We start from the raw sequence: 15,740 nt of genomic DNA, 5'->3' as shown, positions 1-15,740 counted from the left end.
GTATCCTCGCGGCCCGGCACGATTAGAGCTTGCTGAACTCCCGTTGCAGGGTGAACTCCTTGGAGGTCACCAGCTTCTCGATGCGCTGCACCCTGGGCTCCAGTGCATCCAGCTCCTGGCCGATGCGGGCAAGGGCCTGATGAGGTGTGACGCCTGCCTGCCAGCTGCGCGCCTTCATCCGCACCTCTGCGAACTCGGCATCTTCCTGGGAGTAGAGGGTGACCGGCTTCTTGTCGAGCAAGAACCAGGCGGCAATATAGGCGGTGAAGGTGATGAAACCGGCAAAGATGAGACCACTGATGGCCAGCAGCCGCACGATCCAGGTCTCCACCCCGAAGTACTCTGCCAGACCGGCACAGACCCCGGCAATCTTGCCCCGCTGGGGATCCCGGTACAAGTTGCGCCCTTCACGACTGACACTGTTCATACCTTGTTCCTCCAACCGGGGACTTCCGCATCCAGAATTGACGCCAATACGGTTCCGGCCCGCTCCGGCTTTTTGCCACAGTCATGACATCTCTCATTGAAAACCGTCATACCTTGTTTCTCCAACCAGGAACCTCGGCATCCAGAATCGACTCCAGGGCGCCGACCCGTTCTTGCATCTTCTCGGCACGCACCAGCAAGCCCTGCAGCTGTTCACGCTCACCATCGGCAAGGCCGGCGCCAATGCGTCCCTTGGCGCGGTAGTGCAGCACCAGCCAGATGGGGGCCACCACCACCATGAAGACCACCATGGGAACCATCAATACACCCAGCAGATCTTCCATCTGTTACTCTCCCTGTTTCGGTGCCGGATTGTGCTGGCCCAGCTTCTGGCGCATGGCTTCCAGCTCGCGGCTGATCTGGTCGTCCGCTTCCAGCTCGGCAAACTGCTGGGCGAGCGCCTTGTCGGACTGCCCCAGATCGGCGCGGGCTTCCATCTCGTCGATGCGGCGCTCCATGCGCTCGAACTTGCTCACCACGGCCTGACTGTCGCCACGGGCCACCTGGCTTTGCACGTTGAGACGGCTGCTGGCGGCTTCGCTGCGAATGGCCATCGCCTTCTGGCGGGCACGGGCGTCTTCCAGCTTGGCTTCCAGCTGACGGATCTCCTCCCCCAGCTTCTCGATGCCGCTGTCCACCGCCTGCTGTTCACGAGACAGGGCGTCGGCAAGCTCCGCCTGCTTGCTCTTCTCGATGAGGGCAGCCCGGGCCAGATCTTCGCGCCCCTTGGTCAGGGCCAGCTCGGCCTTGCCCTGCCACTCGGCGACCCGCTCCTGATGGCGGCCCACCTGACGGCCGATCTCTTTTTGATTCGCGAGGAAGCGGGCCAGGTTGGAGCGCTCCTTCACCAGTTCATCTTCCATCTCCTGGATGATCAGACGCACCATCTTCTGGGGATCTTCCGCCTTGTCGAGCAGGGCCGTCAGATTGGAATTGATGATGTCGGCCAGGCGAGAAAAAATGCTCATGATTGTACTCCTGTGATAGGCATCGGGTTGTGTCTCCATTGACAATGGCAACTTGTGTGCCAATCTGGAACAATATTTAACTTGTTGATTTATATGGGCACTCAGAATGCAGTTCAAGTCCCGGGGAAACAAGTGATGATTAAAATAACCAACTTTTGGTAAGATTAACCAGATTTTTCAACTCACAGGGGCAGGGATGACCACGGCCACGGAAAGTCTGTTGGGTGAATCCAACGCATTTCTAGAAATCATCGAGCAGGCATCGCGCCTCGCGCCGCTGCGCAAGCCCGTGCTCATCATCGGCGAGCGTGGGACCGGCAAGGAGCTCATCGCCCACCGCCTACATTATCTCTCGGATCGCTGGGATCAAAGCTTTGTCACCATCAACTGCGCCACCTTGAGCGAGAGCCTGCTGGAAACCGAGCTGTTTGGCCACGAGGCGGGCTCCTTCACTGGCGCCGCCAAGCGTCATCAGGGGCGCTTCGAGCGGGCCGACGGCGGCACCCTGTTCCTCGACGAACTGGCCACCACCAGCGCCCGGGTGCAGGAAAAACTGCTGCGGGTCATCGAGTACGGGGAGTTCGAGCGGGTGGGCGGCGCCAAGCCCCTCAAGGTGGATGTGCGGCTGGTGTGCGCCACCAACGAGGATCTGCCAGCACTGGCGGAGAAAGGACGGTTTCGTCACGACCTGCTGGACCGGCTCGCCTTCGACGTCATCACCCTGCCCCCCCTGCGGGAGCGGCGCGAGGACATCCTGATGCTGGCGGAGCACTTCGCCCACGGCATGACCCGGGAGCTGGGGTATCCGCTCTTTGCCGGCTTCTCGCGCAAGGCGACCCAGCTGCTGCAAGATTACCCCTGGCCGGGCAACGTGCGGGAGCTCAAGAACGTGGTAGAGCGCAGTCTCTATCGCCAGGGCAACCCCCAGTTGCCGCTGGCGGATCTGGTGCTCAATCCCTTTGACTCCCCCTGGCGTCCCCGTGCCCGAGGTGACGCCACCCCTTCCACGGACGCCCCGACCTCGGCAGAGACAACCCCGACCCTGACCCTGCCGCTGGATCTCAAAGGGGCGGTGGCGGAATACGAGATTAATTTACTCAAGCAAGCGATGCAGCAATCCCAGTATAATCAGCGCAAAGCAGCCCAGTTGCTGGCCCTGAGCTATCACCAGTTCCGAGGGATGCTGCGCAAATATCAATTGCTGGACGGGGATGACAACAGTGGCAACCAGGAGGCGGGCTGATGCCTGGCACCGGGTCTGCGCGCGCGGATAACGCGGCGCACGTCACCCCCGACGGGAGCGCCTGCCCGGCCGCCCCCCGCAACGCGCCCGCCCCCTGGCGGGCAACTTTGTCTGAAAACATGGTTCCAACATGAGAATGCTCACCCCCCTGCTGCTTGGTCTCCTGGTCCTGGTCAGCGGCTGTCAGAAACGCGATGAAGCCTCCAAAACCGGGCTCATCTATTGTGCCGAAGGGGCACCCCGAACCTTCAACCCGCAGCTTGCCAATTCGGATGCGACCCTGGATGCCAGTGCCCGTCCCATTTACGATCGCCTGCTCGAGGTCAATGCCAACACCCTCGGCATCGAAGGGGGGCTCGCCACCCGCTGGCAAAGCAGCGAGGACGGCCTCTCCTATACCCTGACCCTGCGCAAGGGAGTGACCTTCCACCGTACCCCCTGGTTCAGCCCGACCCGTCACTTCAATGCCGACGACGTCCTGTTCACCTGGCAGCGTCTGCTGGACGAACACCACCCCTTCCACGCCGTCTCCGGCGGCGAGTACCCCTATTTTTACAGCCTGGGGCTCGGCAACCTCATCAAGCGGGTCTACAAGAAAGGGCCCTATGAGGTGGTGTTCGAGCTGAACCGCCCCGATGCCTCCTTCCTCGCCACCCTGGCCAGCGACTACGCCATCGTGCTCTCCGCCGAGTACGGGGAGCAGATGCTAAAGGCCGGCACTCCGGCGCTGCTGGACAGCCGCCCCATCGGCACCGGCCCCTTCAGCTTCAAGGAGTATCGCCACAACGAGTTCGTGCGCTACCTGCGTCACCCCGGCTACTGGGGCGGCGAGGCCAGAATGGAGCAGCTCATCTACGACATCACGCCCAAATCCTCCAAGCGCCTTGCCAAGCTGCTGACCGGCGAGTGCGACGTGATGAGCACTCCCTCTGCCAGCCAGCTGTCGGTGATAGACAAGGACTCCCACCTGGATCTGTCGGTGCAGTCGGGGATGAACGTCGCCTTCCTCGCCCTCAATACCCGCAAGGCCCCGTTCAACAAGGTGCAGGTGCGCCAGGCCCTCGCCAGCGCCATCAATGTGCAGAATCTGCTGCAGGCGGTCTATTTCGAGACCGGCCAGAGCGCTGCCAGCCTGCTGCCGCCCCTCTCCTGGGGTTACAATCCCTCCCTGCCCCAGCGCAAGCCGGATCTCAAGCTCGCTCGCCAGTTGCTCAAGGACGCGGGCTACCCCAACGGCTTCGAGATGCAGGTGCTTGTGCAACCCGGCGCCCGTCCTTACAACCCGGACGGTCTCAAGACGGCGCAACTGATGCGCAGCGATTTCGCCAAGATTGGGGTGAGCCTCAAGATAGTGCAGCAGGCCTGGCCGGTCATCGAGACCCGGCTCGCCCATGGACAATATGACAGCCTGCTCTCGGGCTGGATCGCCGACAACGCGGATCCGGACAACTTCTTCCGCCAGTTGCTGAGCTGCGCCGCCGTCGAGCGGGGCAACAACTACAGCCGCTGGTGCAGCCCGGCGTTTGATCAGCTGCTGGACGATGCGGTGACCACCCCGCAGCTCGCCTTCCGCCTGCGCAACTATTACTATGCCCAGTCCCTGCTCAACGAGCAGTTGCCGCTCATTCCCCTGGCCCATGCCCTGAGAACCCAGGTGAGTCGCAGCGACATTCAGGGGCTGACCCTGATGCCCTTTGGCGGCACCACCTTCAACCAGGCCCATCGGGAGTGACCATGACAGATAACCACTCCATCGTCGGGCCATCGGCGCACCGCCCCCAGGAGGCATAAGCATGTTTTTCTATATCCTGCGCCGCATCACCCTGCTGGTGATCACCCTTCTGGTGCTGACTCTGGGGGCCTACCTCCTGGAGTTTCGCCTCATCACCCAGGTGCTGGATTTCTGGCACGGCTATCCTGACTTCCTCCAGCGCATCGCCGCCGGGGATTTCGGGCTCTCCAGCGTCTCCGGCCAACCGGTCCTCGACGAGATCCGTCACTACTTCCCGGCGACCCTGACCCTCTGCCTCGCCGCCTTCGCCATCTCGCTGCTGGTGGGCATCCCCCTGGGCACCCTGGCGGCCCTCTATCAGGGGCGCAGCCCGGACCTCTCCATCATGGCCGCCGGCCTCGTCGGCTATGCCATCCCGGTCTTCTGGCTGGGGCTGCTGATGGTGATGTTCTTCTCCCTGGATCTTGGCTGGCTCCCCTCATCTGGCCAGATCAGCCTGCTCTACGACGTGCCCTCCATCACCGGGATCGCCATCGTCGATGTGCTGATGAGCCAAGAGCCCTGGCGGGAGGCGGCCCTGCACGACGCCCTGCGCCATCTGGTGCTGCCTTCCCTGGTGCTGGCCGTGGTGCCCACCACCGAGGTGATCCGCCACGTGCGCAGCTCCCTCATCGACGTGATGAAACAGAACTACATCAAGGCCGCCGCCAGCCGCGGACTCTCCCGCCGCCAGATCGTCTGGCGTCACGGGCTCAAGAACGCCCTGCCCCCGGTGTTGCCGCTGCTGGGGCTGCAACTTGGCAGCGTGCTCACCTCCGCCATGATCACCGAGGTGGTGTTCGACTGGCCCGGCATCGGCCGCTGGCTGGTGAGCAGCATCGCGCTGCAGGACTATGCCGCCATCCGCGGCGCCTTCCTGGTGGTGGCGAGCTTCGTCATCTTCATCAGCGTCAGCACCGATCTGCTGACCACCATCATGTATCCGGCACGGCGTAAAGAACTCTATGCAAGACAAGATTGATTGCGGTCTGTGGATGAACCACGGCGGCCCATGGGCCACCGGCGCACAGGCGTGCCCATACCCTTGCGACCAGCACGGGAGCCTGCTCCATGCACGATAAATCGAACATCTATCCGGAGCTCAAGATCCTCTCCCCCCTGGAGCAGACCTGGGCCTCCTACCGGCGCAACCCGCTGGCCATGGCGGGGCTCTGGTGCTTCGGCCTGCTGCTGCTGGTGACCCTCATCGGCCCCCTGGTGATCCCCTACGGCATCGACGATCAGCACAGCAACCACCTGCTGCTCGCCCCCTCCTGGGCCAACAGCGGCAACATCGATTACTTCCTGGGGACCGACGATCTGGGGCGCGACATCCTCTCCCGTCTGGTGGCCGGGGCCAGGCTCACCTTCGGCAACGCCCTGCTGGTGGTGCTCATCGCGCTGGTCATCGGCTCGGCCATCGGCATCCTCGGCGGCATGAGCAAGGGGGTGAAGTCGAGCGTGCTCCATCACCTGCTCGATACCCTGCTCTCCATCCCGTCCCTGCTGCTGGCCATCATCGTCGTGGCCATCCTGGGGCCGGGTCTGTTCAACACCCTGATCGCCATCACGCTCGCGTTGATACCGCCTTTCATCCGGGCCACCTACAACGCGGTCCACGCCGAGATGCAGAAGGAGTACATCATCGCAAGCCGCCTCGACGGCTCTCCGCCCCAGCGGATCATGCGTCTGGCCATCTTGCCGAACATCGTCGAGACCCTGGTGACCCAGACCACCCGCACCCTCTCCGCCGCCATCCTGGACATCTCTGCGGTAGGCTTCCTCGGTCTCGGGGCCCAGTCTCCCCAGCCGGAGTGGGGTGCCATGCTGGCCGATTCGAGCGATCTTATCTATCTGGCCCCCTGGACGGTGACCCTGCCCGGGATGGCCATCCTGTTCAGCGTGCTGGTGACCAACCTGGTGGGCGAAGGCATTCGCGAAGCACTCAAAGAGGGGAACGACTGATGTTGCCAGCCTTGTTATCTATCCCCGCCCCCGGACGCCCTGAGCGACCCGGCTGCGCCCTGAACGGGAGACATTGCTGATGCCCCTGCTCGACATACGCAACCTCACCATCGAAATCGACACCCCCCAGGGCAAGGTCAAGGCGGTGGACAGAGTCAGCCTGACCCTGAACGAGGGGGAGATCCGCGGGCTGGTGGGGGAATCCGGCTCGGGCAAGAGCCTGGTGGCCAAGGTGATCGTTGGCATCCAGAAGGACAACTGGACGGTGCGCGCCGACCGGATGCGCTTCAACGACATGGACCTGCTGACCATGGCGCCCAAGGAACGGCGCCGCATCATGGGGCGGGAGATAGCGATGATCTTCCAGGACCCCATCAGCTGCCTCGACCCCTCGGAGGAGATAGGCACCCAGCTCGAAGAGGCCATCCCCACCAGCGCCTTCACCGGCAAGTTCTGGCAGCGCTTCCAGTGGCGCAAGAAGCGGGCCATCGCCCTGCTGCACCGGGTCGGGGTCAAGGATCACCGCAAGGTCATGCGGGCCTATCCCCACGAGCTGTCAGACGGCATGTGCCAGAAGGTGATGATCGCCATGGCCATCGCCAACCAGCCGCGCCTGCTGGTGGCGGACGAACCCACCAGCGCCATGGAGTCCACCACCCACTCCCAGATCCTGCGGTTGCTGGACAAGATGAACAAGCTGGGCAATACCACCATCCTCATCATCAGCAACGACATCGCCGCCATCGCGAACCTGACCGACACCCTCAACATCATGTATTGCGGCCAGATGGTTGAAGTAGGGACCCGGGACCAGATCCTGGAATCCCCTCACCACCCCTATACGGATGCCCTGCTCAAGTCCATCCCAGACTTTGACAAACTGGTGCGCCACAAGTCCCGGCTCGAGACCCTGCCCGGGGTGATACCGCCGCTGCAGCACCTGCCCATCGGCTGCCGCCTCGGCCCACGCTGCCCCTACGCCCAGAAGCAGTGCGTGCAGACGCCGCTGATGAGCAAGGTCAAGGGGCATCAGTTCAGTTGCCACTTCCCGCTCAACATGGAAGAACCGAAGAAATGAACCGGCACCAGACCCTGATCCGGGGCACCTGCCCGCCCCGTCAGCCCCTCTATCCGGCGAGCACACCCAAGGAGACCACGTCGTGACCGAACCTTCCCTGTTGCAGGTCAGGGGCCTGTGCAAGACCTACCAGAACCGCACCGGCCTGTTCAGGCGCCGCGCGGTGGAGGCGATAAAGCCCCTCTCGTTCGATCTCGAAGTGGGCCAGACCCTGGCCATCGTCGGGGAGGCGGGCTCGGGCAAGAGCACCCTGGCCCGCATTCTGGCGGGCATGATTGAACCGAGCGGCGGGGAGATCGCCATCGAGGGGCAACCCATGGTCCACGGCGATTACCAGACACGCTGCAAGCTGCTGCGGATGATCTTCCAGGACCCCAACACCTCCCTTAACCGGAAAATCCGGGTCGGCCAGATCCTGGAGACCCCCCTTCGCCTCAACACGGCCCTGAGCGAGGAGGAGCGCCGGGAGAAGGTGATCCAGACCCTGCGCATGGTGGGCATGCTGCCCGACCACGCCCTCTTCTATCCCCAGATGCTCTCCGCCGGCCAGCAGCAGCGGGTGGGGCTGGCACGGGCGCTCATCCTCAATCCCAAGATAGTGGTGGCTGACGAGGCGCTCTCGACCCTGGATATTTCGGTACGCTCCCAGATCATCAACCTGCTGCTGGAGATGCAGGAGACCATGGGGCTGAGCTATGTGCTGGTGGCCAACGATCTGGGGATCGTCAGCCACATCAGCGACGAGGTGCTGGTGATGCACGAAGGCCGTGTGGTGGAGCGCGGCAAGACCTTGCGGGTCTTCGCCGATCCCCAGCACGACGTCACCCGCCGCCTCATTCAGAACTACAACAACGAATACCGCCGCTGATCCCGCGGCGCGTTTCCCCTTGTGCCAGACATAAAAAAACCCGGCCTGATGTCTCATCAGTCGCCGGGGGATTGCGCTCAAAAAGTGATTGCGTCGCTCGTAGTAGGAACAGGGGAATGGTAGGCAGCCCCCGTCACCTCAACAACTGTCAGATCTGACAGGCAGTCCGCTATGGAACCGGAATTGCGGATCCGGCGAACAGATGAGTTCGGCCTCCAGGCGACCGAAGAAGGCCACCCGCTCGCTGATGTCTTCGTCTGCGAACGTCTGTGCCAGGGCCAGGTAGTCCTGATAGTGACGCGCCTCCGAGCGCAGCAGGGAGACATAGAAGCGGCCAAGCTCCTCGTCCAGATGAGGGGCCAGCCTGGCAAAACGCTCGCAGGATCGCGCTTCGATATAGGCACCGATGATCATCTTGTCCACCACGGCCGCCGGCTCGTAGGTGCGCACATGGGTCAGCAGGCTGCGGGCATAGCGGGAGGCGGTGACGGGACCATAGGGGATGCCCCGTGCGGCCATGATCTCCAGCACCTGCTCGAAGTGGTGCAGCTCCTCCTGGATGAGGCGCACCATGGGGAACAGCAGGGGATTGCGCTCCAGCTCGGCAAACACGCTCCTGTCTGATTCGCCCATGGTGCGCTTGCCGAGGATCTCCGCCTTCTCCGGCAAGGCATCGAGCTCCCGGTAGAAGGTCAGCTTGGGCAGCAGGTGACGCTTCTCCTTGGGCAGGCAGTAGCGGCGCACCAAGCTGTGGGCGGTGAGTGCCGCCTTGTTCTCGCAGTTGGCGTGATCGATAAGCAGGGTCGGCAACTGGGCGGGATCCCGCGCCATTTCCACCCACTCATCCGGGGTCTCGCAATGCAGGAACTGGCGAACGGGGGCTAACAGGTCATCCATCTGAACTCTCATCTGTTGATACGACACGCGGCGCCTGGCGCCGGGGGGCCTATGCTAACGGATCCCGCCCGGCCTGCCCACCGCCATCATGGCTCAGCCCGTCAGACGCCTGAGGGAGTCGCGGCGGATCAGGGTGCCGCTGAAGGCGGGCAGTGCGTCCCGGCTCCCCTCCTCCACCATGGTGATCAGGCGGTTGATGGTCTCCTGGATCATCCCGTTCACCGGCATCTTGACGCTCGACAGCGCGGGAATGACGTAAGGGGCCAGGGGGATGTCGTCAAACCCCACCACCGAGACCTCGTCAGGCACCATCACACCGGCTTCGTGCAGCCGTTTGATGGCCCCGATCGCCATGTCATCGTTGCTGGCCACCAGGGCGCTGAAGCGAGCGCCTCGCGCCAGCAGGGCCGAGACGGCGGCCGCGCCACAGGCGGGGGTCCATTTGCCGGGGGCGATCAAGGTCTCCTGCACCGGGATGCCGTGCCGGATCAGCGCCTGCCGGTAGCCGGCCAGGCGCTCGGCGCCGGTGGGGGAATCCGCAGAGCCTGCGATGAAGGCGATCTCCCTGTGCCCCATGGCCACCAGCTTGTCCACCACCGCCTCCGCCGCCGCCTGCTGGTCCGCATAGACGCAGTGGGCCGGATGGCGGCTCAGACGCCGGTTGAGCACCATGATGGGCTGCTCATGCTGCTCGATGATCTCGTCCATCTCCTCCACCCCAAGAAAGCGCGGATAGATGATGACGCCATCGCAACGGGAATCGAGCAGATACTGGATGGCCTGGCGCTCCTCGTCGGCGCTGTGCTTGCCGTCCGCCAGTATGAGCTGGCGCCCCCGATCCTCGGTCATCCGCGCCACCTGGGAGAGCAGCTCGCCGAAGTAGACGCCGTGGTAGAGGGTGTTGGTGACCACCAGTCCCAGGGTCCGGGTGTGCCTGGTCGCCAGCTGCCTCGCCACCAGGTTGGGGCGATAGCCGCACTCCTCGATGGCCTGCTGCACCCGGTCCCGGGTCTCCTGGCTGGTGTAACCATTGCCCGACAACACCCGGGAGACCGTCGCCTTCGACACCCCTGCCCGCCTTGCCACCTCCAGCATCGTCGTCATTGTGTTCTCCCTTGCTCGTAACGGGGCGCAGTGTACTGCACCGCCCCCGGCTTGTCGTCGCACGAATGGTGTGCTGGCCCGGGTTCAGTGATCCCATTCACGGATCCGGACGCTCGCTGCACAAGGTGCTTGTCTCCCGCGCTCAGGCCGCGCACTCTATGTGGAACCGGTTCCACATTCAGTTTCATGCGCGTTCCCGCCCTTCGCGGCGGCGGGGCGAGCAGGCCCACTTGGTGAAAAGGATCTACCTCGATGTCAAAAAACTATGCGGCTCTGGCCGGTACCGTCATCACCGCACTCGGCGGCGCCGACAACGTCGTCGCCGTGACCCACTGCATGACGCGGCTGCGCTTTGTGCTCGGCGATCCCGCCCGGGTCAATGGCCCTGCCCTCAAGGCCATCACGGGCGTGCTCGGGGTGGTGCAGGCGGACAACCAGTGTCAGGTGATCATCGGCAACACCGTCTCCCACGCCTATCGCGAGGTGCTGGCCCTGCTGCCCCAGGGCGGCGGGCAGACTCCGCTTCCGGAGGCTTCCGCTGGCTGGAGCCTGCGCCGCATGGGCGCTGCTATCCTCGACGCCCTGATTGGCACCATGTCCCCCCTCATCCCGGCCATCATCGGCGGCTCCATGCTCAAGCTGCTGGCCATGGTGCTGGAGATGACCGGCGTGCTGGAGAAAGGCTCCTCGACCCTCACCATCCTCACGGTAGCCGGGGATGGGGCCTTCTTCTTCCTGCCCCTGATGGTGGCCGCCTCCGCCGCCGTCAAGTTCAAGACCAACATGTCCCTGGCCATCGCCATCGCAGGCGTGCTTGTGCACCCCAGCTTCATCGAGCTGATGGCCAGAGCCGCCGAAGGGGAGCAGGTGACCTTCGCCCTGGTCCCGGTGACCGCGGTCAAATACACCTACACCGTCATTCCGGCCCTGGTGATGACCTGGTGCCTCTCCTACATCGAGGGCTGGGTCGACCGCATCACCCCGGCGGTCACCAAGAACTTCCTCAAACCCATGCTGATCGTGCTGATCGCGGCGCCGCTGGCCATCCTCTTCATCGGCCCCGTCGGCATCTGGATTGGCACCGCCATCTCCGGCCTGGTCTACACGGTCCACGACTACCTGGGCTGGCTGTCGGTGGCCATCATGGGGGCGCTCTGGCCCCTGCTGGTGATGACCGGCATGCACCGCGTCTTCACCCCGACCATCATCCAGACCATCGCCGAGACCGGCAAGGAAGGCATGGTGATGCCCTCCGAAATCGGCGCCAATCTCTCTCTTGGCGGCTCGTCCCTGGCGGTGGCCTGGCGCACCCGAAACCCGGAACTTCGCCAGACGGCGCTCGCGGCGGCCGCCTCCGCCATCATGGCGGGGATCTCCGAACCCGCGCTCTACGGTGTGGCCCTGCGCCTCAAGCGTCCGCTCATCGCGAGCCTCATCAGCGGCTTTGTCTGCGGTGCCGTCGCCGGCATGGCGGGGCTCGCCAGCCACTCCATGGCCGCCCCCGGGCTCTTTACCAGCGTGCAGTTCTTCGATCCGGCCAACCCCATGACCATCGCCTGGGTGTTCGGCGTGATGGCCCTCTCGGTGGTGCTCTCCTTCGTGCTGACCCTGGTGATGGGGTTCGAGGACATCCCGGTCGAGAACCCGGCCCCCCGCGCCGAGCCCGTGCAACCCGTCGCCACCAGCCAGGCGCAGGCCGGACTGTGACACCCCATTCAGACATGACAAGAGGTAACCAATGTCGTTAACAAGATTTCCCGAGGGCTTTCTCTGGGGCGGTGCCCTGGCCGCCAATCAGGCGGAGGGCGGCTATCTCGAGGGGGGCAAGGGGCTGACCACGGTGGACATGATCCCCCACGGCCCGCGCCGCATGGCGGTCAAACTCGGCCAGGAAAAGCGCATCACCCTGCAAGATGACGAGTTCTACCCAAGCCACGGGGCCATCGACTTCTATCACCGCTATCGGGAGGACATCGCCCTGATGGCCGAGATGGGCTTCACCGTGTTTCGCACCTCCATCGCCTGGGCCCGTCTCTACCCCAGGGGGGACGAGCGCGAGCCCAATGCCGAGGGCATCGCCTTCTACCGTGCGGTGTTCGAGGAGTGCAGAAAGTACAACATCGAGCCCCTGGTGACCCTGTGCCACTTCGATGTGCCCATGCACCTGGTGACCGAGTACGGCTCCTGGCGCAACCGCCAGATGGTGGAGTTTTTCACCCGCTACGCCCGCACCTGCTTCGAGCAGTTCGACGGCCTGGTGAAGTACTGGCTCACCTTCAACGAGATCAACATCCTGCTGCACAGCCCCTTCTCCGGGGCGGGGCTGGTGTTCGAGGAAGGGGAGCACCAGGATCAGGTGAAGTATCAGGCCGCCCACCACGAGCTGGTGGCCAGCGCCCTGGCGACCCGGATCGCCCACGAGGTGAACCCGGCCAACCAGGTGGGCTGCATGCTGGCGGGGGGCAACTTCTACCCCTACTCCTGCAAGCCCGCCGACGTCTGGACCGCCCTCCAGAAAGATCGGGAGAACCTCCTCTTCATCGACGTGCAGGCCAGGGGCGCCTATCCAGCCTATGCACAGAGGGTGTTTCGTGACAAGGGGATCACCCTGGTGAAGGAGCCGGAAGATGACGAGATCCTCAGGCACACCGTGGATTTCGTCTCCTTCAGCTACTACGCCTCCCGCTGCGCCGCAGCCGACATGAATGCGGGCAACACCAGCGAGGCCAACGTGGTCAAGTCCCTGCGCAATCCCCACATCGAGGTGAGCGAGTGGGGCTGGGGCATCGACCCCCTGGGCCTTCGCATCACCCTCAACACCTTGCACGATCGCTACCAGAAGCCCCTCTTCCTGGTGGAAAACGGCTTGGGTGCAGTGGACGAAGTGAACGAGCAAGGGGAGATAGAGGACGACTACCGCATCGACTACCTGCGCGCCCACATCGAGGCCATGGGGGACGCCATCGAGGACGGCGTGCCCCTGATGGGGTACACCAGCTGGGGCTGCATCGATCTCGTCTCCGCCTCCACCGGCGAGATGAGCAAGCGTTATGGCTTCGTCCACGTGGACCGGGACGACGCCGGCCATGGCACCCTGGCCCGCCGGCGCAAGACGTCGTTCTGGTGGTACAAGAAGGTGATCGCGAGCAACGGGGAGGATCTGGCCTGAGCCCCTCTCAGTTTCGCCGCAAGGCGCATCCATGCAACAGGGGGGCCGAGGCCCCCCTGTTGCTCATCACGCTGGCAATCTGAAAACGTTTAACTGCCTTCGTTGAAGATCTCGAGGTTGCTGGTCCCTTCCTGCCACTCGCGCACGGCCTTGTTGTCGTCGCTGCGCAGGGCATTGAGGTGGTCCAGATAACCCTGATCCACGTCGGAGGTCACATAGTGACCGTTGAAGACCGAGGTCTCGAAGTGGCGCAGCTCGGGGTTGATCTCCCGCACCGCCTCTTCCAGATCTTCCAGATCCTGGAAGATGAGGCCGTCAGCACCGATAAGCTTGCACACCTCTTCCACTTCACGGCCATGGGCAATGAGCTCGTTGGCGGTGGGCATGTCGATGCCGTAGACGTTGGGGAAGCGAATTTCCGGCGCGGCCGAGGCGAAGTAGACCTTGGCGGCCCCCGCTTCACGGGCCATCTGGATGATCTGCTCGGAGGTAGTGCCCCGCACGATGGAGTCGTCCACCAGCAACACCTTCTTGCCCTTGAATTCGGAGCTGATGGCGTTGAGCTTGCGGCGCACCGACTTCTTGCGCTGGGTCTGGCCCGGCATGATGAAGGTACGGCCGATGTAGCGGTTCTTCACGAAGCCCTGACGGTACGGCAGGCCCAGGGTGTGGGCGATTTCCAGCGCCACGTCGCAGGAGGTCTCGGGGATGGGGATGACCACGTCCACGTCGAGATCGTCCCACTCCCGTGCGATCTTCTGGCCCAGCTTGCGACCCATGTTGAGGCGGGCGGCATAGACGGAGACCTTGTCGATGAAAGAGTCGGGACGGGCGAAGTAGACGTATTCGAAGATGCAGGGGTTCATCTGCGGGCTTTCCGCACACTGCTCGGAGAAGAGCTGGCCCTGCTCGGTGATGTAGATGGCCTCGCCCGGGGCGACGTCACGCACCGTCTCGAAGCCGATGGCGTCGAGGGCCACGCTCTCGGAGGCGAGCATGTACTCCACCTGCCCCTGCTCGTCGACCCGGCGACCCAGGATCAGCGGGCGAATGCCGTTCGGGTCACGGAACCCGATGAGGCCGTGGCCGATCACCAGAGAGACCACTGCATAGGCACCGCGGATCTGCTGGTGCACCTTGCGCACCGCCGAGAAGATATCTTCCGGGCGCAGCGCCATCTTGTCGCACAAGTCCAGCTCATGGGCCAGCACGTTCAGCAGCACTTCGGAGTCCGAGGTGGTGTTGATGTGGCGGCGGGCCACCTTGAACTGCTGCTCCTTGAGCTCCTTGGCGTTGGTGAGGTTGCCGTTGTGGGCCAGCACCATGCCGTAGGGGGAGTTCACGTAAAACGGCTGCGCTTCTGCCGCACTGGAGCTGCCTGCGGTGGGATAACGGACGTGTCCGATGCCGATATTCCCTTTCAGGCGCTGCATGTGGCGCACTTCAAACACATCCTTCACCAGACCGTTGGCCTTGCGTTGCCGGAAGTTTCCACTGTCAATGGTCACGATCCCGGCGGCATCCTGTCCCCTGTGCTGCAACACCGTCAAGGCGTCGTAGAGGGCCTGATTGACGGGGGTGGTGCCAACTATACCGACAATACCGCACATGTCTTTGCTACCTCGAAGTCACTGTACCTGTTGAAGAAAACTGGACGAGTTCATCATGAACCCGAAAAACCACTGGATCACCGGCTTGAACTCCGGCACCAGCCTGGACGCCACCCACCAGTCGCTCTGGGAGAGGCTGGTGAAGGTATCCATGAAAAACAGCAGGGCGCTGACGATCAGCACCCCGCGAATGGCGCCAAAACAGACCCCGAGCACCCTGTCGGTGCCGGAAAGCCCGGTCTTTTCCACCAGCAGGCCCACCACGTAGTTCACCACGCTGCCGAGGATCAGGGTCGCCACGAACAGGGCGGCGATGGCCAGACCGTTGCGAACCATGGCATCGGAAAAAGAGGTGAAATAGACGGCGAGATCGGGATAGAAATGGCTGGCAATGAAAAAGGCGACGAACCAGGTGACCAGAGACATGGCCTCCTTGAGAAAGCCGCGCACCAGGCTGATGAGGGCGGAGAAACCGACGATGCCGATGATGGCGTAATCAATCCAGACCATAGAAAAAGATGTCCTGCGAAATTGCGGCGCAGTCTAACAAAAACGATTGCGCAATGCTTGATAAAATTGTG

General features: G+C 63.4%; 15 protein-coding genes. 8 read left to right on the top strand and 7 right to left on the bottom strand.

Features of this window, described 5'->3' with window-relative positions; translation table 11 throughout:
* Positions 1–22: 22 nt before the first annotated feature.
* The 3 genes from pspC to pspA form a co-directional block, all read right to left on the bottom strand.
* Entirely contained in the window at positions 23–427 is a 405-nt protein-coding gene (pspC, locus tag AB5Y47_RS08125) for an envelope stress response membrane protein PspC (RefSeq protein WP_010674535.1), read from the bottom strand.
* Positions 428–533: 106 nt separating this feature from the next.
* Complete coding sequence (gene pspB / locus AB5Y47_RS08120; protein ID WP_005300084.1) at positions 534–770, bottom strand: envelope stress response membrane protein PspB; 237 nt, start codon at positions 768–770, stop codon at positions 534–536.
* 3 nt (positions 771–773) lie between these two features.
* Positions 774–1,454 (bottom strand): phage shock protein PspA, encoded by a 681-nt coding sequence (pspA, locus tag AB5Y47_RS08115; RefSeq protein ID WP_214004899.1) that lies wholly within the window; start codon positions 1,452–1,454, stop codon positions 774–776.
* A gap of 196 nt (positions 1,455–1,650) precedes the next feature.
* Between pspA and pspF the strand changes: the two genes are divergently transcribed.
* The 6 genes from pspF to AB5Y47_RS08085 all read left to right on the top strand — a co-directional run bounded on the left by pspF (position 1,651) and on the right by AB5Y47_RS08085 (position 8,379).
* Positions 1,651–2,697: a phage shock protein operon transcriptional activator gene (gene pspF / locus AB5Y47_RS08110; RefSeq protein ID WP_368220118.1), complete on the top strand. Its 1,047-nt coding sequence runs from the start codon at positions 1,651–1,653 to the stop codon at positions 2,695–2,697.
* 136 nt (positions 2,698–2,833) lie between these two features.
* On the top strand, positions 2,834–4,429 hold the full coding sequence (gene sapA / locus AB5Y47_RS08105) for an ABC transporter substrate-binding protein SapA (protein ID WP_010674532.1): 1,596 nt from the start codon (positions 2,834–2,836) through the stop codon (positions 4,427–4,429).
* Positions 4,430–4,490: 61 nt separating this feature from the next.
* A complete protein-coding gene (locus AB5Y47_RS08100; RefSeq protein WP_010674531.1) occupies positions 4,491–5,450 on the top strand; it encodes an ABC transporter permease subunit in 960 nt (319 codons plus the stop codon).
* Between the two features lie 89 nt (positions 5,451–5,539).
* A complete protein-coding gene (locus AB5Y47_RS08095; protein ID WP_010674530.1) occupies positions 5,540–6,433 on the top strand; it encodes an ABC transporter permease subunit in 894 nt (297 codons plus the stop codon).
* A 79-nt stretch (positions 6,434–6,512) separates the two neighbouring features.
* Positions 6,513–7,511: an oligopeptide/dipeptide ABC transporter ATP-binding protein gene (locus AB5Y47_RS08090; protein WP_010674529.1), complete on the top strand. Its 999-nt coding sequence runs from the start codon at positions 6,513–6,515 to the stop codon at positions 7,509–7,511.
* Between the two features lie 82 nt (positions 7,512–7,593).
* Positions 7,594–8,379 (top strand): ABC transporter ATP-binding protein, encoded by a 786-nt coding sequence (locus tag AB5Y47_RS08085; RefSeq protein ID WP_039039015.1) that lies wholly within the window; start codon positions 7,594–7,596, stop codon positions 8,377–8,379.
* A 138-nt stretch (positions 8,380–8,517) separates the two neighbouring features.
* Here AB5Y47_RS08085 and miaE read toward each other — a convergent pair whose 3' ends face one another.
* Both miaE and AB5Y47_RS08075 read right to left on the bottom strand, forming a co-directional pair.
* A complete protein-coding gene (miaE, locus tag AB5Y47_RS08080; protein ID WP_042016277.1) occupies positions 8,518–9,276 on the bottom strand; it encodes a tRNA-(ms[2]io[6]A)-hydroxylase in 759 nt (252 codons plus the stop codon).
* Positions 9,277–9,369: 93 nt separating this feature from the next.
* A complete protein-coding gene (locus AB5Y47_RS08075; protein WP_103243232.1) occupies positions 9,370–10,380 on the bottom strand; it encodes a LacI family DNA-binding transcriptional regulator in 1,011 nt (336 codons plus the stop codon).
* Between the two features lie 252 nt (positions 10,381–10,632).
* On the opposite strand from AB5Y47_RS08075, the gene ascF reads away from it, so the two are divergent.
* A complete protein-coding gene (ascF, locus tag AB5Y47_RS08070; protein ID WP_368220117.1) occupies positions 10,633–12,087 on the top strand; it encodes a PTS cellobiose/arbutin/salicin transporter subunit IIBC in 1,455 nt (484 codons plus the stop codon).
* Between the two features lie 31 nt (positions 12,088–12,118).
* Positions 12,119–13,549 (top strand): 6-phospho-beta-glucosidase, encoded by a 1,431-nt coding sequence (locus AB5Y47_RS08065; protein ID WP_368220116.1) that lies wholly within the window; start codon positions 12,119–12,121, stop codon positions 13,547–13,549.
* An 89-nt stretch (positions 13,550–13,638) separates the two neighbouring features.
* On the opposite strand, the gene purF is transcribed toward AB5Y47_RS08065, so the two are convergent.
* Together purF and AB5Y47_RS08055 are read right to left on the bottom strand one after the other, a co-directional pair.
* Positions 13,639–15,159 (bottom strand): amidophosphoribosyltransferase, encoded by a 1,521-nt coding sequence (gene purF, locus AB5Y47_RS08060; RefSeq protein WP_041215287.1) that lies wholly within the window; start codon positions 15,157–15,159, stop codon positions 13,639–13,641.
* 18 nt (positions 15,160–15,177) lie between these two features.
* A complete protein-coding gene (locus tag AB5Y47_RS08055; protein ID WP_010674522.1) occupies positions 15,178–15,669 on the bottom strand; it encodes a CvpA family protein in 492 nt (163 codons plus the stop codon).
* Positions 15,670–15,740 lie beyond the last annotated feature (71 nt).

Source organism: Aeromonas sp. R7-2, from assembly GCF_040908105.1.
Classification (GTDB): domain Bacteria; phylum Pseudomonadota; class Gammaproteobacteria; order Enterobacterales; family Aeromonadaceae; genus Aeromonas; species Aeromonas caviae.
This window is presented reverse-complemented; position numbering and strand designations above follow the sequence as displayed.